General features: G+C 58.3%; 24 protein-coding genes. 1 reads left to right on the top strand and 23 read right to left on the bottom strand.

Annotated elements, in window-relative coordinates; translation table 11 throughout:
- Positions 1–23: 23 nt before the first annotated feature.
- From E2K80_RS17850 to E2K80_RS17840, 3 genes are all read right to left on the bottom strand, one after another.
- Positions 24–1,343, bottom strand: coding sequence for a replication-associated recombination protein A (locus E2K80_RS17850; protein WP_135376226.1), 1,320 nt, complete (start codon positions 1,341–1,343; stop codon positions 24–26).
- A 181-nt stretch (positions 1,344–1,524) separates the two neighbouring features.
- Positions 1,525–2,112 carry an acyl-homoserine-lactone synthase gene (locus E2K80_RS17845; RefSeq protein WP_135376225.1) on the bottom strand — a complete coding sequence of 196 codons (588 nt, stop codon included), beginning with the start codon at positions 2,110–2,112 and terminating at the stop codon, positions 1,525–1,527.
- A gap of 76 nt (positions 2,113–2,188) precedes the next feature.
- Entirely contained in the window at positions 2,189–2,800 is a 612-nt protein-coding gene (locus E2K80_RS17840) for a helix-turn-helix transcriptional regulator (protein WP_135376224.1), read from the bottom strand.
- 90 nt (positions 2,801–2,890) lie between these two features.
- On the opposite strand from E2K80_RS17840, the gene E2K80_RS19220 reads away from it, so the two are divergent.
- Positions 2,891–3,058, top strand: coding sequence for a hypothetical protein (locus tag E2K80_RS19220; RefSeq protein WP_168193233.1), 168 nt, complete (start codon positions 2,891–2,893; stop codon positions 3,056–3,058).
- Positions 3,059–3,128: 70 nt separating this feature from the next.
- Here the strand turns inward: E2K80_RS19220 and rplQ are convergent, their stop codons facing one another.
- The 20 genes from rplQ to E2K80_RS17740 all read right to left on the bottom strand — a co-directional run bounded on the left by rplQ (position 3,129) and on the right by E2K80_RS17740 (position 15,013).
- Positions 3,129–3,554: a 50S ribosomal protein L17 gene (rplQ, locus tag E2K80_RS17835; protein ID WP_135376223.1), complete on the bottom strand. Its 426-nt coding sequence runs from the start codon at positions 3,552–3,554 to the stop codon at positions 3,129–3,131.
- Between the two features lie 129 nt (positions 3,555–3,683).
- Positions 3,684–4,700, bottom strand: coding sequence for a DNA-directed RNA polymerase subunit alpha (locus tag E2K80_RS17830; protein WP_135376222.1), 1,017 nt, complete (start codon positions 4,698–4,700; stop codon positions 3,684–3,686).
- Between the two features lie 117 nt (positions 4,701–4,817).
- Positions 4,818–5,207 carry a 30S ribosomal protein S11 gene (rpsK, locus tag E2K80_RS17825; protein ID WP_135376221.1) on the bottom strand — a complete coding sequence of 130 codons (390 nt, stop codon included), beginning with the start codon at positions 5,205–5,207 and terminating at the stop codon, positions 4,818–4,820.
- 11 nt (positions 5,208–5,218) lie between these two features.
- On the bottom strand, positions 5,219–5,587 hold the full coding sequence (rpsM, locus tag E2K80_RS17820; protein ID WP_135376220.1) for a 30S ribosomal protein S13: 369 nt from the start codon (positions 5,585–5,587) through the stop codon (positions 5,219–5,221).
- Between the two features lie 251 nt (positions 5,588–5,838).
- On the bottom strand, positions 5,839–6,174 hold the full coding sequence (locus E2K80_RS17815; protein WP_135376219.1) for a DUF6693 family protein: 336 nt from the start codon (positions 6,172–6,174) through the stop codon (positions 5,839–5,841).
- A gap of 170 nt (positions 6,175–6,344) precedes the next feature.
- Positions 6,345–7,001 (bottom strand): adenylate kinase, encoded by a 657-nt coding sequence (locus tag E2K80_RS17810; RefSeq protein WP_135376218.1) that lies wholly within the window; start codon positions 6,999–7,001, stop codon positions 6,345–6,347.
- Positions 6,998–8,368, bottom strand: a complete 1,371-nt coding sequence (gene secY, locus E2K80_RS17805) for a preprotein translocase subunit SecY (protein WP_135376217.1) — start codon at positions 8,366–8,368, stop codon at positions 6,998–7,000. The genes E2K80_RS17810 and secY overlap by 4 nt, the downstream gene beginning before the upstream one ends.
- Before the next feature lie 132 nt (positions 8,369–8,500).
- Complete coding sequence (rplO, locus tag E2K80_RS17800) at positions 8,501–8,974, bottom strand: 50S ribosomal protein L15 (protein WP_135376216.1); 474 nt, start codon at positions 8,972–8,974, stop codon at positions 8,501–8,503.
- A 216-nt stretch (positions 8,975–9,190) separates the two neighbouring features.
- On the bottom strand, positions 9,191–9,379 hold the full coding sequence (gene rpmD / locus E2K80_RS17795) for a 50S ribosomal protein L30 (RefSeq protein WP_135376215.1): 189 nt from the start codon (positions 9,377–9,379) through the stop codon (positions 9,191–9,193).
- 5 nt (positions 9,380–9,384) lie between these two features.
- On the bottom strand, positions 9,385–9,972 hold the full coding sequence (gene rpsE, locus E2K80_RS17790) for a 30S ribosomal protein S5 (RefSeq protein ID WP_135376214.1): 588 nt from the start codon (positions 9,970–9,972) through the stop codon (positions 9,385–9,387).
- Positions 9,973–10,146: 174 nt separating this feature from the next.
- Positions 10,147–10,506, bottom strand: coding sequence for a 50S ribosomal protein L18 (rplR, locus tag E2K80_RS17785; RefSeq protein ID WP_135376213.1), 360 nt, complete (start codon positions 10,504–10,506; stop codon positions 10,147–10,149).
- A gap of 11 nt (positions 10,507–10,517) precedes the next feature.
- Complete coding sequence (rplF, locus tag E2K80_RS17780; protein ID WP_135376678.1) at positions 10,518–11,051, bottom strand: 50S ribosomal protein L6; 534 nt, start codon at positions 11,049–11,051, stop codon at positions 10,518–10,520.
- A 10-nt stretch (positions 11,052–11,061) separates the two neighbouring features.
- Positions 11,062–11,454 (bottom strand): 30S ribosomal protein S8, encoded by a 393-nt coding sequence (gene rpsH, locus E2K80_RS17775; RefSeq protein WP_135376212.1) that lies wholly within the window; start codon positions 11,452–11,454, stop codon positions 11,062–11,064.
- Positions 11,455–11,467: 13 nt separating this feature from the next.
- Positions 11,468–11,773 carry a 30S ribosomal protein S14 gene (gene rpsN, locus E2K80_RS17770; protein ID WP_135376211.1) on the bottom strand — a complete coding sequence of 102 codons (306 nt, stop codon included), beginning with the start codon at positions 11,771–11,773 and terminating at the stop codon, positions 11,468–11,470.
- Between the two features lie 19 nt (positions 11,774–11,792).
- Complete coding sequence (gene rplE, locus E2K80_RS17765; protein WP_135376210.1) at positions 11,793–12,356, bottom strand: 50S ribosomal protein L5; 564 nt, start codon at positions 12,354–12,356, stop codon at positions 11,793–11,795.
- Positions 12,356–12,661 (bottom strand): 50S ribosomal protein L24, encoded by a 306-nt coding sequence (gene rplX, locus E2K80_RS17760; protein ID WP_135376209.1) that lies wholly within the window; start codon positions 12,659–12,661, stop codon positions 12,356–12,358. Before rplX ends, rplE begins: the two co-directional genes overlap by 1 nt.
- A gap of 1 nt (position 12,662) precedes the next feature.
- Positions 12,663–13,031: a 50S ribosomal protein L14 gene (gene rplN, locus E2K80_RS17755; RefSeq protein WP_068340767.1), complete on the bottom strand. Its 369-nt coding sequence runs from the start codon at positions 13,029–13,031 to the stop codon at positions 12,663–12,665.
- Positions 13,032–13,100: 69 nt separating this feature from the next.
- Complete coding sequence (gene rpsQ, locus E2K80_RS17750) at positions 13,101–13,331, bottom strand: 30S ribosomal protein S17 (protein ID WP_135376208.1); 231 nt, start codon at positions 13,329–13,331, stop codon at positions 13,101–13,103.
- A gap of 3 nt (positions 13,332–13,334) precedes the next feature.
- The gene (rpmC, locus tag E2K80_RS17745; RefSeq protein WP_135376207.1) at positions 13,335–13,574 is read right to left on the bottom strand and encodes a 50S ribosomal protein L29; all 240 of its coding nucleotides are present in this window, start codon (positions 13,572–13,574) and stop codon (positions 13,335–13,337) included.
- Between the two features lie 818 nt (positions 13,575–14,392).
- Entirely contained in the window at positions 14,393–15,013 is a 621-nt protein-coding gene (locus E2K80_RS17740; RefSeq protein WP_135376206.1) for a TIGR02466 family protein, read from the bottom strand.
- Positions 15,014–15,030 lie beyond the last annotated feature (17 nt).

Genomic DNA, 15,030 nt, shown 5'->3' with positions numbered 1-15,030 from the left:
TTTCGGCGCTTGGGCGCGGCTTGTCAACTGTGCTGGCGGTCCGCGCGCAGCTTGTTGAAATAGGCAAGACGTTTGGCAAGCTCGCGCTCGAACCCGCGCTGGACCGGCTGATAGAATTGTGCCCGGCCCATACCATCGGGAAAATAGGCCTGCCCGGAAAACCCGTCTTCGGCATCATGGTCATAATCATAACCCGCACCATAACCCTGATCTTTCATCAGCCCGGTGGGCGCGTTCAGGATATGTTTCGGCGGCGGCTTTGACCCGGTGGATTTCGCCGATTTGCGGGCATCTTTATAGGCGGTATAGGCCGCGTTCGATTTTGGCGCCAGGGCCAGGTACACCACCGCCTGCGCCAGCGCCAGTTCCCCCTCGGGGGAGCCGAGACGCTCATAGGTTTCCCAGGCATCCAGACAGACCCGTTGCGCCTGTGGCTCGGCCAGGCCGATATCCTCGACAGCCATCCGGGTGATCCGGCGGGCCAGATAGCGCGGGTCTTCGCCACCTTCCAGCATCCGGGCCAGCCAATAGAGACTGGCATCCGGGTCAGACCCGCGCACGGATTTATGCAGGGCAGAGATCAGATTGTAATGGGCATCGCCGGATTTGTCGTATTGCGCAGCTCGGCGGGACAGGCGCGCCCCGAGGGCGGCAATGTCCAGCGGGGCCTCCGGCGTCCAGGCGGCAACCTGTTCGGCCAGGTTCAACAGCGCCCGGCCATCCCCATCCGCCATCTCGCGCAGGGCCATGCGGGCCTCTTTCGTCAGCGGCAGCTTATGATCCAGCACCGCCTCGGCCCGGGCCAGAAGCTGCTCCAGATCCTCGTCATTCAGCCGCTCCAGTACCAGAACCTGGGCCCGGCTGAGCAGGGCCGCATTCAGTTCAAAGGACGGGTTTTCGGTTGTGGCCCCGACCAGCAGGATTGTCCCGTCTTCCATATGCGGCAGGAACCCGTCCTGCTGCGCCTTGTTGAAACGGTGAATCTCATCCACGAACAGAAGCGTGCCGCGCCCGTTGGCATGGCGCAGCTTGGCGGCCTCGAACACTTTGCGCAGTTCCGGCACGCCGGTGAAAATAGCGCTGACCTGCACAAAATGCAGATCGGTTTCCGCCGCCAGCAACCGGGCGATTGTGGTCTTGCCCACCCCGGGCGGACCCCAGAAGACCAGCGATGACAGGGCACCACTGTCCAGCATGACCCGCAAACTGCCCTCGGGGCCCATCAGATGGGTCTGGCCGATCACCTCGGACAGGGATTGCGGGCGCAGCCGGTCGGCCAGGGGGCGCGGACCGGCGGCGGATGCATCTGGCGGTGCAGAGGTTGTATCAAACAAATCGGCCATATCCCCTGTCTACAGCCTTTTGCGTTTCATCTGAAACAGGACATATCGAAAGCTGCGGTCATGCCGGTGGGGACAGGCGCGCGCTTTCGATGGAAAACGGGCCTGCAACAGGAAAACGGCGGGCAGGCGCAGGCAGCCTGCCCATGGTTGTTATGGGCCCCATCCGGAGAGAATGGCCATGTCAGTGCATCTTCGAGGCCATCGACACGAAATAGCACCGGTGGGATATGCCGCCGATCTTCATCATCGGCCCCCCCGCTTCCATTTGAATACCCAGACGGCGGCCCAATCGCGGGATGCCGATGGGCAGAAGCCCCAGAAGCGTTGTCGCCCCCAATGCCCGCGCGGACCGTACCATATGCCCCATCAGCGACATCTGAACTTCGCGCCGGATTTCCGTGCTGACACCATCGACGACGAATAACCTGTTCGCGTCCCAAATATGCGGCGCAATCGGTGCTTCTTCATAAAGCAGATTGGAGGGTATCGCATCTAACAGCCCCCGTTGCGCGTCGCGCACCATATAAGAATAAATTCCACATCGCGCGATGGTGGGCGTCAACCGCACCCCCGCCAGAACTTTTCCCATTTCATGCACACATACCCAACGGCTTTGTGGGGTATCATACTGATCGAATTCCATTCCATCCGCACTCGGAAGATCCCAATGCATATGGTCAATGAACGTCGAATGACGAGCACGTAACATATTTGCGAACAACTCTCCATAATTGTGCATGTTGTTGAAAGAGAGTGTCGTTGCCTGCATAGGTTGGCCTCCTGTGGCTCTGGTTAAAAAAACCTTCACCGCGGAAACGCTCAGCAGCCTGCCAATGTCCTATCCCTCAGATCAATCCGTATTCTTTTGCCCGCTGGACAGCCTCGGCCGTTGTCCGGGCCATAAGCTTCTGACGGGCAGAGGTGAGACGCGCCTTGAAAGCACTTTCGGATATCTTAAGTCTGGCGGCGGCAGCTGCATGGCGGTCCCCATCCGCGATACATCTTAACGCTTCTATCTGCGCCTTTGAGAGTTTCGTGGGCGGCACAGAGAGATCATGCATGCGCTGCACGATCCTGTGGACATGTTCCATTTCCTCCTGTGTATATTCGCGATCAAACCGTGTTGCCCCGGCGATGGTGCGCGACGACAAGGGGCCGATTGCGCAGATCATCCCGAAATGCATTCCATATTCGGCAGCCTCTTTCAGAATCCCGAACGGATCCGGCAGGCCAATCTCTGTCCATCGGCGAACCCCCGTATGGCTCAGCCCCCATGCAAGTGTCGGATCGCGAAGGCCATAAACCTTGGCTGTGTAAATTTCCTGCCATTCCTCCGGGTAGGTATTCACCATGATCAGCGGCGCCACATATCGAATGTGAAGGCCGATTGCATAACCACCCGGAGTCGCCAAAGCGAGCTCATGCAAGAGTAAGTCGAGGGCAGGTGTTTTTGACATGGAACCGACGAAAAGACATGTCTTTTTAGACAGGTTGCCAGGAACGCGGTCAACCATAAACTCTGATTCTCCTATCAGAGGTCATGCTGCATGTCGGAAAAGATTAACCCGGAAATTTTTGCCCGGTTAATGAAATTACCAAAGCCTGTTCGCGATGATCTTCTTGAATTTTTGGGCGAAACGCCGGTTGCAGACGAGGAATTGGAACGTTTGATTGATGCGGCAATCAAAGACAATCAGGCGAAAAAACTATCATAATACAAAGAAACCCCACCAATCGGCGGGGTTTCGTTTTTCTGAAACTGTGTCGAAAATGCGGCTCTTGTGATCAGCCCTGATCTTCCAGGGCCTCCTCGGCCTCGATACGGGCGCGATCACCGGCGCCCTTTGCATCCACATCCCGATCCACGAATTCGATGATCGCCATCGGCGCCATATCACCGAAACGGAAACCCGCCTTCAGAACCCGGACATAACCGCCCTGACGTTCGGCATAGCGCGGGCCCAGAACCTCGAACAGTTTTGCCACATAGGCATCCTGCTTGAGCTGTGCGGCCGCCTGACGACGGGCATGCAGATCGCCGCGTTTGGCAAGCGTGATCAGCTTTTCGACAATCCGCCGCAGCTCTTTGGCTTTCGGCAGGGTGGTTTTGATCTGCTCATGTTCGATGAGCGAGCCGGCCATATTCGCAAACAGCGCCTTGCGGTGCTCATGGGTGCGATTCAGGCGGCGGTAGCCTCGTGCGTGACGCATGTCATTTACTCCGTTTTATACTTTGTCCGGGGCCCCATGCGTGCGGGGCCCTCTCCTTGGGGCGTCTATGCCCGGATTTTCCCCGCATCCATGCGGGCATTCAAAGGCCTGAAGCGCGATTGCCGCGTTTCAGAAATTGTCTTCGTATTTCTTGGCCAGATCTTCGATATTGTCGGGCGGCCAGTCGATGATATCCATACCAAGATGCAGCCCCATGCCTGACAGAACTTCCTTGATCTCGTTCAGGGATTTGCGGCCAAAATTCGGGGTCCGCAGCATCTCGGCCTCGGTTTTCTGGATCAGATCCCCGATATAAACGATATTGTCGTTCTTCAGGCAGTTCGCCGAACGCACCGACAGTTCCAGCTCATCCACTTTCTTCAGCAGCAGCGGGTTGAATTCCAGATCATCCTCATCATCCTGACGGCTGGCGCTTTCCGGCTCGTCGAAATTCACGAAGATCGACAACTGGTCCTGGATGATCCGCGCGGCATAGGCCACCGCATCGTCAGGCGTAACCGATCCGTCGGTTTCCAGCTTCAGGGTCAGCTTGTCGTAATCCAGCACCTGGCCCTCACGGGTCGGCTGCACGTCATAGCTGACCTTCTTGACCGGCGAATAGATCGCATCAATCGGGATCAGGCCGATCGGTGCATCCTCGGGGCGGTTCTTATCTGCCGCGACATAGCCTTTGCCGGTGCTGATGGTCAGTTCCACATAGAGGTCCGCGCCTTCATCCAGATGGCAGATCACATGCTCTTTGTTGAGCACTTCGATGCCTGCGGATTCCGAGATATCGCCCGCGGTCACAACCTTCGGGCCCTTGGCCGAGATCGACACGCGTTTCGGGCCGTCGGTTTCCATGCGGATCGCCACGCCCTTGAGGTTCAGAACCACATCGGTGACGTCTTCCCGCACACCGGCGATCGAGGAAAACTCATGCAGCACATTGTCGATCTGCACGCTGGTGATCGACGCCCCCTGCAGCGAGCTCATCAGCACGCGGCGCAAGGCGTTGCCAAGCGTCAGGCCAAAGCCCCGCTCCAGTGGTTCGGCCACAACGGTTGCCTGACGTGCGGGTTCATTGCCCGGGTTCACGACCAGTTGCGTGGGCTTGATAAGCTCTTGCCAGTTTTTATGGATCATGGTGTCGCCTCCATTCTTGTTCAGGGCCTGGATCCGTGGCCCCGAACGCTCGAGGATCAAAAATGACGGTAACGAGCCACGCGCAAATACCGCAGCTCGTCACGGATAAATCATGTCTTAAACGCGGCGGCGCTTTGGTGGGCGGCAGCCATTATGGGCCATCGGCGTCACGTCGCGGATCGAGGTGATCGAAAACCCGACAGCGGCCAGCGCGCGCAACGCGGATTCGCGGCCCGAACCGGGGCCCTGAACCTCAACCTCAAGGGTTTTCACACCATGTTCCTGCGCTTTCTTGCCGGCATCTTCCGCCGCCATCTGCGCCGCATAAGGCGTGGATTTGCGCGAGCCCTTGAAGCCCATGGTCCCCGCCGAGGACCAGGCAATCGCATTGCCCTGCACATCCGAGATCAGAATCTTGGTGTTGTTGAACGAGCTGTTCACATGCGCCACACCTGCGGCAATATTCTTACGCTCTTTTTTCTTGGTCCGTGTCTTGTCGCGTGCCATTGATCTGCCCCCTACTTCTTCTTACCGGCAATGGCCTTTGCGGGGCCTTTGCGGGTGCGTGCGTTGGTATGGGTCCGCTGACCGCGCACGGGCAGGTTACGGCGATGGCGCAGACCGCGATAGCAGCCCAGATCCATCAGACGTTTGATGTTCATCTGCGTGTCCCGGCGCAAATCACCCTCAACGGTGAAATTCGCGTCGATATGTTCACGGATTTGCAGAACTTCCGCATCCGACAATTCATTGACCCGGCGCGCGGTGTCGATGCCGACAGCTTCGCAGATCTGCGCGGCTGAGTTATGTCCGATGCCTGTGATATAGGTCAGCGCGATTGGGACGCGCTTGGCGGTGGGGATGTTCACCCCGGCAATACGTGCCACGTATCTTTATCCTTCTTCGTTGCGGTTCCGTGATGCCAGAACCTTTTTTCACAACATAAGGCCCGAGGATGTGGTCCTGCGGGCCCTGTCATATCTGGTCGGGTGTATCGGGGTGCCCGGCAGGCGCCCATACCCATTTGATTCCCGAGGGAAGGCCTGCAATTAAGATCATTTCATGCAGGCGTCAAGAGGTGTTCCTGTTTCGACTGACGCTCTTTGCGTTTCGCAAAAACTGATGCTTTGGCCGGGTTCTAAAGCTCAACCATCTTGCTCGCATTCAGCACTCGTTTGATCACCGCAGGCCAATAAACGAGATAGGCCAGACCGAAGGTCACGATGGTCAGCAACAACCAGACCAGCGCATGGCCCAGAATGTCACTGAAACTGACCTCAACATTCAGGCGTGCAAGCTTGGTCCCGTCACGATCAACGACAAATGTACGGTTAATTGGTGCCTTCACGAAATAGTAGGGCAGTACAAACAGCGCCAAGCCGAACGTGATGATCGCAAGCAATATCCAGATGATCAACTGGCCGATTGCTTCACTCAGAGAGAATTCGCATTTAAGATTACTACCGACTACCATATCTGTTCTCCTGGCTTAATTAGCAGGGAAACTGTTGCACGCAGAAATATGCAGCGTCAATCGGGAAGAGAGCTAAGGTGAGACTAAAGCACCCTGCCTGAAACTTGAATCACAAATACCCTGCCACGCTTCGCGTTCCCGGGACATTTGTGATGCGCGATGTCTCAGGTTTAAGGCAGCATGCTGTAGTCAAGCACCGTGGCGATCTCTCCGGCAACCTCGTCAATCTCGCCCAGGCCCGGAACCCAGCGCAGCTGCCCTTTGGCATGATAATAGCCGACCAGGGGGGAGGTCTTTTTGTAATATTCCATCAGCCGGGTTCTGAGGCTTTCCTCATTGTCATCGGCCCGGCGTTTGAAATCGGATGCGCCGCAATTGGTGCATTTGCCATCCGCCGGGATCGGCTTTGTGATGTCGTTATAGACCTCGCCGCAATTGCCGCAGGTGGACCGTGCGGTGATCCGCGCCACCAGCGCCTCGTCATTCACCTCCATCGCCACAACATGATCAAGGGCCTGACCCTTGAGTTCCAGCAAATCGGCCAATGCATCCGCCTGGCCCAGCGTGCGCGGGAACCCGTCAAAGATCACCCCGCCACCGATATCGCCCAGCAGTTTCTCTTCAATCAGGCCGATCACGATTTCGTCGGTGACCAGTTCGCCTGCATCCATGATGGCCGCAACACGCTGGCCCATTTCTGTCCCTGAGCTTCGCGCCTCGCGCAGCATATCTCCGGTGCTGAGCTGCACCATGCCGCGATCTTCCACCAACCGGCGGGCTTGTGTGCCCTTGCCAGCGCCTGGCGGCCCCAGGAGTATGATATTCATCTGCGTGCAGGTCCCTTCCGTCCGCTGCCGCTGCGGTTTTTCTTGCCGCGCAGCTGCGATTTTTCGATCAGCCCTTCATATTGATGGGCCAGCAGATGAGACTGGATTTGCTGAACCGTATCCATCCCCACCGACACAATAATCAGAATCGAGGTGCCGCCGAAATAGGCCGTGATCGCCAGTTCCGTCCGCACAATTTCGGGCAGAAGACAGACCAGCGCCAGATAACCGGCGCCCAGAACCAGAACACGGTTGACCACATATTCCAGATATTCCGAGGTTCTTTTGCCGGGCCGGATGCCGGGGATAAACCCGTTCTGGTTTTTCAGGTTATCGGCCACATCATCGGTCTTGAACGACACGTTCAGCGTATAGAAATACGTGAAGAAAACGATCATTGAGACAAAGAACAGAAGGTAAAGCGGCTGACCGGGGCCGAAATTGGCCAGCAGCCAGGACATCACCGGGCCGGAGGTTTCAGTACCCGAAAAGGCGCTGAGCGTCGTCGGCAGAAGCAGCAGCGATGAGGCAAAGATCGCCGGGATCACACCTGCCGGGTTCACCTTGATCGGCAGATGGCTGGTGCCGCCATCATAGACCTTCATCCCCACCTGGCGGCGCGGATACTGGATATGGATCTTGCGCAAAGAGCGTTCCATGAACACCACGAATGTCAACGTCGCCAGAAGCATCGCGATCACCCCAAGGATCACCGGGGTGGCCAGCGCGCCCTGACGGCCCTGTTCGAAGAACTGGGCAAAGGCCACCGGAAGCTCGGCAATGATGCCCACGAAAATCACCAGCGAGATACCATTGCCGATCCCGCGCGCGGTGATCTGTTCACCCAGCCACATCAGGAACATGGTGCCGCCCACCAGCGTGATCACGCAGGCCGCCCGGAAGAACAGGCCCGGATCGGTGACCAGCCCGCCGGATTCCAGCGAGACCGCGATGCCATAGGCCTGGAATGTCGCCAGAACCACGGTGCCGTAGCGCGTGTACTGGTTCAGCTTCTTGCGACCGGATTCACCCTCTTTCTTCAGCGCTTCCAGTTGCGGCACCATGGCCGACATCAGCTGCACGATGATCGAGGCCGAGATATAGGGCATGATGCCCAGGGCAAACACGCCCATCCGCGACAGGGCACCGCCGGTGAACATGTTCAACACACCGCCCAGCCCGGCGCCCGCATCTTCAAAGAAGCGCTGTAGCTGGACCCCGTCAATCCCCGGCACGGGAATATAGGTGCCGATCCGGTAGATGATCAGAAGCCCCAGGGTGAACAGGATGCGCTGTCGCAGCTCGGTCGCTTTGCCAAGCGCGCTCCAGCTCATGTTGGCTGCCATTTGCTCTGCCGCAGATGCCATGCTGTCTCTCTTATGCATTGCGCCGCGGGATCGGAGGTCGATCACGCGGCGCGGATATAAACCTTGGGCGTAGATGTAAGGGGCGAACGCGCGCCTCACAAGCGCCTATACTGTCCTCAGCGCGCGGGCGGGTTATTCCGCCGCAGGTGCCGTGGCAACAGTCAGGCTGCCACCCGCCTTTTCCACCGCATCCACGGCAGCTTTCGACGCGCCGGTGACGGTGAGTTTCAGCTTGGAGGACACGTCTCCCTTTGCCAGCACGCGCACCCCGTCAAGCTTGCGCCGGATAACACCTGCTTCAAGCAGGGTGTCTTCGGTGATGTCTTTCTTGGCGTCCAGCTTGCCGGCCTCGACGAATTTCTCGATCAGGCCCAGATTGACGACAGCGAATTTCTTGCGGTTCGGCTTGTTGAAGCCACGCTTGGGCAGACGCTGGTAAAGCGGCATCTGGCCGCCCTCATACCCGTTGATCGCCACACCTGAACGGGATTTCTGCCCCTTGATCCCCCGGCCAGCGGTCTTGCCGATGCCAGAACCGGGCCCACGACCAACGCGTTTGGCTTTCTTGGTGGCGCCGGGATTGTCGCTGAGTTCATGCAGTTTCATATCGCTTCTCCTTGGCCGGAACTGCCCCCGAAGCGAGATGGGCAGACACGGCGTTTCTTGATGTGTGAGTCGGGTCCGCAAGGGACCACCGGGGGCATATAGACGGGGCGGCAGGCCGGATCAAGCCAATTGATGGGCAGCTCGGCATTGCACCTCAAACGGAAAACGCCCCGGCGGTCACTCACCAGGGCGTTTTCAATCCTGTATCGAAGAAGCTCACCCGCGTTCTTCGATGATCTCCACCAGATGCGGGATCTTGTTGACCATGCCGCGCACGGCGGGGGTGTCTTCAAGCTCGCGGGTCTTGTGCATCTTGTTCAGGCCCAGGCCGATCAGCGTCTGGCGCTGTTTGGCGGGGCGCCGGATCGGAGACCCCACCTGTTTCACAACAATCGTTTTTGCCATGTCTCTCAGGCCTCCTCAGCCGCGGTTTCCGCCTCGGCTGCCGGGGCTTCTTCCCGCTTGGGCAGGATATCGGCAACCTTCTTGCCACGACGCGCCGCAACCTGACGCGGGGAGGACTCTTTCTTGAGACCATCCAGCGTGGCGCGGATCATGTTATAGGGGTTCTGCGAGCCTGTGGATTTCGACACCACATCCTTGATCCCCAGCATTTCGAACACGGCGCGCATCGGACCACCGGCAATGATGCCCGTCCCTTCCGGTGCGGTGCGCATGACAACCTTGCCGGCACCATGGCGGCCCAGCATGTCGTGATGCAATGTCCGGCCCTCTTTCAGAGGCACGCGGATCAGTTGGCGCTTGGCCTGTTCGGTCGCCTTGCGGATCGCCTCGGGCACCTCTTTGGCCTTGCCCTTACCAAAGCCCACGCGGCCCCGCTGATCGCCCACAACCACAAGGGCCGCAAAGCCGAAGCGCTTGCCGCCTTTCACGGTTTTGGACACCCGGTTGATCGCCACCAGACGATCGGCAAATTCCGGCGTTTCCTCTTCACGGTTGCGACCGCGGCCACGCCCTCTGTTTTCACGTTCTGCCATAAGTGGCATCCTTTCCTGACGGCACGCGCATGTCGCGCCCCTGAATTCCGATCGCAGTGGGCCTGTCCAAAGACCCCCCGATCATCGAGGCGGCGCAACCGCCGCCTGCCTTTTCCTAGTGGTCGCGCGACCTGTTCCGAAAACCGGTTTCCGCTTTTCGGCTTGCCCGCACCTTTAGAACTTCAGACCACCTTCACGGGCAGCGTCGGCCAGAGCCTTCACCTTGCCATGAAAGAGAAACCCGCCCCGGTCGAAATAGCACTCTTCGACACCGGCTTTCCTGGCGCGTGTGGCAATCGCCTCACCCACCTTGGTCGCTGCCTCGACATTGTTCTTGCCCACAACACCCAGATCCTTTTCAAGGCTGGAGGCCGCGGCAAGCGTCACGCCATTCAGATCGTCGATCAGCTGCACGCTGATGTTTTTGTTGGACCGATGCACCGACAGGCGCGGGCGCCCATCTGCCATCTTCCGCAATTTGTTCCGAACGCGCAGGCGGCGTTTCTGGAACAGAACTCGTTTGCTGTTTGCCATTGTTCGCGCCCTTACTTCTTCTTGCCTTCCTTGCGGAAGATATACTCGCCCTTGTAGCGAATGCCTTTGCCCTTATAGGGCTCGGGCTTGCGCCACTCACGGATGTTGGCCGCAACCTGGCCGACGAGTTGTTCATCATTGCCCTCGATGATCACTTCGGTGACCTTGGGGGCCGTCACGGTCACACCGGCCGGCACCTCAAAGTTCACTTCGTGGGACAGGCCAAGCGACAGTTTCAGGGTGTTGCCCTGCATCTGTGCGCGATAGCCCACGCCCTGGATCTCAAGCTCTTTCTTGAACCCGGCGGTCACACCGGTGACCAGGTTCTGCACCATCGTGCGGCTCATGCCCCACTGCTGACGGGCGCGTTTGGACTTGCCGCGCGGGGTGACCGTCACGGCATTGTCTTCCACGGCCAGGGTCACATCATCGGTCGCGGTGAAGCTGCGGGCGCCTTTCGGGCCTTTCACTTCAATCGTCTGACCCGAGATGTTCGCCTCGACGCCCGAGGGAAGATCAACCGGCCTTTTGCCAATACGAGACATCATTCCCTCCTTAGAATACGGTGCAGAGCACTTCGCCGCCGACATTGGCGTTGCGTGCGGCTGCATCCGACATCACGCCCTTGGACGTGGAGACAATCGACACACCCAGACCCTGACGGACCTGCGGAATGTCACCGACGCCCATATAGACGCGACGACCGGGTTTGGAGACCCGTTTCAACTCGCGAATAACAGGCGTGCCTTCATAGTATTTCAGGCTAATCTCGATCGCCGGGTGGCCATCGGCCCCCGTCGTCTTTTCATAGCCGCGGATGTAGCCTTCATCGGCCAGCACATCCAGAACCCAGGCCCGCAGTTTGGAGGCGGGCGTCATCACCGTGGATTTGCCGCGCATCGAAGAGTTGCGGATCCGGGTGAGCATATCTGCGATAGGATCAGTCATATCTATATCTCCCCTACCAGCTTGACTTGACCATGCCGGGGATCTGACCGTTGGAGGCCAGATCGCGCAGCTTGATCCGCGACATTTTCAGCTTGCGGTAATACGCCTTGGGGCGGCCCGTCAGCTGGCACCGGTTGTGCAACCGGGTGGCAGAGCTGTTGCGCGGCAGTTTCGCCAGTTTCAGGCGGGCCGTGAAACGCTCTTCCATCGGTTTGCTTTCATCATTCGCGATCTCTTTCAGCGCGGCGCGTTTGGTGGCGTATTTCTCCACCAGGCGCTGACGCTTCAATTCGCGTTCGACCATTGCTTTTTTTGCCATGTCTCTTTCTCTCCCGCGATCAGCTGTTGAAGGGCATGTTGAAAGCTTTCAACAGCGCCTTGGCTTCCGCGTCCGTATTCGCGGTGGTGGCAATCACGATATCCAGTCCCCAGTTCTCGTCGATCTTGTCAAAGTTGATCTCGGGGAACACCAAATGCTCTTTCATGCCCATGGCATAGTTGCCGCGGCCATCGAAGGATTTGCCGCTGACGCCGCGAAAATCGCGGACCCGGGGCAATGCGACGGTGATCAGACGATCCAGAAATTCATACATCCGGTCGCCGCGCAGGGTGACCTTGGTGCCAAGCGGCATTTCTTCACGCACCCGGAACCCGGCGATGGATTTCTTGGCCTTGGTGACAACGGCCAGCTGACCGGCAATCGCTGTCAGATCTTCCTGCGCCGATTTCACCTTCTTGGTGTCACGAACCGCCTCGGCACCGGCGCCGATATTCAGCACGATCTTGTCCAGACGGGGCGCCATCATCGGGTTTTTATACCCGAATTCCTCGATCAGAGCGGCTTTGATCGTAGCGGCATAAAGCGCCTTCAGACGCGGTGTGTAGGTTGCAGTATCCAGCATCAGATCACGTCCCCCGTGGTCTTGGCAAACCGCACCTTCTTGTCATCTTCCATACGGAACCCGACGCGGGTGGCTTTGCCATTGCTATCCAGCAGCGCCAGATTGCTCAGCTGGATCGGCATCGCCTGTGGGATGCGACCGCCCTGGCTGGACTGGCTTTGCTTGGTGTGACGGATGGCGATGTTGATGCCATCGACGATTGCCTTGCCGGCTTTCGGGTCAACAGACGAAATCTCGCCCTCTTTGCCCCGGTCCTTGCCGGCCAGCACGACGACCTTGTCGCCTTTTTTCAGTTTCGCAGCCATGTCACAGCACCTCCGGCGCAAGCGAAATGATTTTCATGAAGTTCTTGCCGCGCAACTCACGCACCACCGGCCCGAAAATCCGGGTGCCGATCGGCTCGTTATTGTTGTTGAGGATGACGGCGGCGTTGCGGTCAAAGCGGATCGCGGTGCCGTCTTCACGGCGCACTTCCTTGGCGGTGCGCACAACGACGGCCTTGCGGACATCGCCTTTCTTCACGCGGCCCCGAGGGATGGCTTCCTTCACGGACACAACGATCACGTCACCGACGCTTGCGTATTTCCGCTTGGACCCACCCAGGACCTTGATGCACTGAACACGGCGAGCGCCGCTATTGTCAGCCACATCCAGATTGGTCTGCATCTGGATCATTTTGGTTTCTCCCGACCTTTGGGGACCTTTTTGCCCCAGGGTTTCGATCAAACCGGTTGGTGGTTACCTTTAGGAGGCAATCACCTCCCAGCGTTTGGATTTCGAGACAGGGGCACATTCCTGAATACGGACCTGGTCCCCGACCTTGAACGTGTTTTCCGGATCATGCGCCCGATACTTCTTGGACTTCCGGATGGTCTTCTGCATGACCGGGTGCTTGAAGCGACGCTCCACGGATACGGTCACGGTCTGTGCATTGGCGTCGCTGGTCACGGTGCCGGTCAGAATACGCTTGGGCATGGTTTACGCCTCCGCTTCGCTGGTTGCGGACGTGACATCCGACGCCGCTTCGGCGGCTTTCTGATTCAAAATGGTCTTCACCCGCGCGGCGCCCCGACGGACCTCGCGCATACGGGCGGTGTTTTCCAGCGCACCGGTGGCTTGCTGGAAACGGAGGTTGAAAGCCTCTTTCTTCAGCTGGACAAGCTCCTCGCGAAGCTGATCCGGCGTCTTGTCACGCAGGTCCTGGGCGCTGGTCGCCATCTGGTCTTCCTTTCAACATCACCAGACGGCCCCGCTTTGGGTCACCGTGATTCTGGTGGAGGTGGTGAATGAAGGATGGCTATAGGGGTCGATTGCTTGGCGTGCAACCCTTGTTTTTTGCAACCGTCGAAGCCATTGTCGACTTTTGAGGCACGAGATAACGTCAGATGTCAACGCGCACAGCCATGCTTTGCCTTGCCATTGGGTTTAACGCATTCGGGACCACAAGCTCATTTGGCTTTTGTTTCGAACCTTCCTTCAATGGTTACGAGCCACACTTCGCGCAAAGCCCACCGAGTGCTCCGTCGGCGTTTGCAATACCTAGAGTGCCTTATTGCCTTACATCTTACAGTTATTCCGGGACCCACACCTGTTCCCAATGGGAGCTCGACCGCTACTTCAATGATGTTGATGCATATATCCGAGACTTAAATCTATACATTTCTAATGCGAACGCCTATGCCGACGCCGCGCGGCAATACGCGCTTGATGCCACCGAGTTTGCTGATGGAGCATCAGCATACGCAGAGGACGTTTACTCGTTTGCGTTATGTGAAGCCGACGAAGCGAGAACACAACACGAATAGCTAACCATTTGACTATCTCAAATCCCTGCCGTCTTCCGCAACGCCGAATTCATCCGGCTCTGCCATCCCGGCCGTCCTTTTGAAACGCTTCCACCACATCCGAGTCTGGTCGGATCTTTGTGGAGATGCTCTGTCAGACCTAAGCTGGTCGTAAATCCAAGTCAGGGCTCCGCCCGTTCGCGCCTCGAAAGGTCCACTGAACCTTTCGCCGGGCTTTGCCCGGATCGGCGCTCACTCCCACCCATAGTTAAAGCTCACACTCACCCGGTCCTCTGCATCCATGTTCATCGGCACCTCATGGCGCAGCCAGCTTTCCCAGAGCAGCACATCCCCCGTCTTCGGGCCCGGATAGACAAAGGCCCGCAATTCCTCGCGGCAATCCGTCCGCCGGTTGGGGGCTGCCATCATCATCGCATGGCGCGGGTCTTCCAGTTTGATCGACTGCGCGCCGGGCGGCACCGCCACATAGGTGGTGCCCGAGATCACCGCATGCGGGTGGATATGGGAGGTATGGATGCCGCCTTCGGGCAGGATATTGATCCACAGGCTGTCAAGTTTCAGCTTCTTCTCGCCCAGATCGAATTCCAGATCACCCGCAAACGCCTTCACATGTTTGTCGAGCACCTTCTTCAGATCCTTGAAGATCGGGAACCGCCAGGGCAGATCGGTCAGGGATGCATAGCTGGTATAGCCCGGAAATCCGTTCTCGGCGCTCCAGTCCTGCCCGGCGGTGTCATCCTCGGCAATGGACAGACAGGACACCTCCAGCTCATCCGGGTCGATGGGTTTGCCAAGCTCGGACAGGCGGGCGTGGTAAAGGCGGGTGGCGAAGAGGGAGCGGATGTTTGACATGGGACCTGACTAGCAGA

The organism is Rhodophyticola sp. CCM32 (assembly GCF_004751985.1).
Lineage (GTDB): Bacteria > Pseudomonadota > Alphaproteobacteria > Rhodobacterales > Rhodobacteraceae > Rhodophyticola.
Note: the sequence above shows the minus strand (reverse complement) of the source record. Positions and strands in the feature narration are given on the sequence as shown.

Coding starts and splice junctions, on each gene's coding strand:
- rpsQ (WP_135376208.1), bottom strand. CDS start 13,331: ATGCCCAAGCGTATTCTGACCGGCACCGTGACCAGCGACGCCAATGCA.
- rplX (WP_135376209.1), bottom strand. CDS start 12,661: ATGGCTGCGAAACTGAAAAAAGGCGACAAGGTCGTCGTGCTGGCCGGC.
- rplO (WP_135376216.1), bottom strand. CDS start 8,974: ATGAAACTGCATGAACTCAGCGACAATCCCGGCGCCACCAAGAAAGCC.
- rplE (WP_135376210.1), bottom strand. CDS start 12,356: ATGCTGGATACTGCAACCTACACACCGCGTCTGAAGGCGCTTTATGCC.
- E2K80_RS17740 (WP_135376206.1), bottom strand. CDS start 15,013: ATGTCAAACATCCGCTCCCTCTTCGCCACCCGCCTTTACCACGCCCGC.
- E2K80_RS17845 (WP_135376225.1), bottom strand. CDS start 2,112: ATGCAGGCAACGACACTCTCTTTCAACAACATGCACAATTATGGAGAG.
- rpsN (WP_135376211.1), bottom strand. CDS start 11,773: ATGGCAAAAAAAGCAATGGTCGAACGCGAATTGAAGCGTCAGCGCCTG.
- rplN (WP_068340767.1), bottom strand. CDS start 13,031: ATGATCCAGATGCAGACCAATCTGGATGTGGCTGACAATAGCGGCGCT.
- rplR (WP_135376213.1), bottom strand. CDS start 10,506: ATGGCAAACAGCAAACGAGTTCTGTTCCAGAAACGCCGCCTGCGCGTT.
- E2K80_RS17850 (WP_135376226.1), bottom strand. CDS start 1,343: ATGGCCGATTTGTTTGATACAACCTCTGCACCGCCAGATGCATCCGCC.
- rplQ (WP_135376223.1), bottom strand. CDS start 3,554: ATGCGTCACGCACGAGGCTACCGCCGCCTGAATCGCACCCATGAGCAC.
- secY (WP_135376217.1), bottom strand. CDS start 8,368: ATGGCATCTGCGGCAGAGCAAATGGCAGCCAACATGAGCTGGAGCGCG.
- E2K80_RS17840 (WP_135376224.1), bottom strand. CDS start 2,800: ATGTCAAAAACACCTGCCCTCGACTTACTCTTGCATGAGCTCGCTTTG.
- rpmD (WP_135376215.1), bottom strand. CDS start 9,379: ATGGCAAAAACGATTGTTGTGAAACAGGTGGGGTCTCCGATCCGGCGC.
- E2K80_RS17815 (WP_135376219.1), bottom strand. CDS start 6,174: ATGGTAGTCGGTAGTAATCTTAAATGCGAATTCTCTCTGAGTGAAGCA.
- rpmC (WP_135376207.1), bottom strand. CDS start 13,574: ATGGCGACCAGCGCCCAGGACCTGCGTGACAAGACGCCGGATCAGCTT.
- rpsH (WP_135376212.1), bottom strand. CDS start 11,454: ATGACTGATCCTATCGCAGATATGCTCACCCGGATCCGCAACTCTTCG.
- rplF (WP_135376678.1), bottom strand. CDS start 11,051: ATGTCTCGTATTGGCAAAAGGCCGGTTGATCTTCCCTCGGGCGTCGAG.
- rpsK (WP_135376221.1), bottom strand. CDS start 5,207: ATGGCACGCGACAAGACACGGACCAAGAAAAAAGAGCGTAAGAATATT.
- E2K80_RS17810 (WP_135376218.1), bottom strand. CDS start 7,001: ATGAATATCATACTCCTGGGGCCGCCAGGCGCTGGCAAGGGCACACAA.
- E2K80_RS19220 (WP_168193233.1), top strand. CDS start 2,891: ATGTCGGAAAAGATTAACCCGGAAATTTTTGCCCGGTTAATGAAATTA.
- E2K80_RS17830 (WP_135376222.1), bottom strand. CDS start 4,700: ATGATCCATAAAAACTGGCAAGAGCTTATCAAGCCCACGCAACTGGTC.
- rpsE (WP_135376214.1), bottom strand. CDS start 9,972: ATGGCAGAACGTGAAAACAGAGGGCGTGGCCGCGGTCGCAACCGTGAA.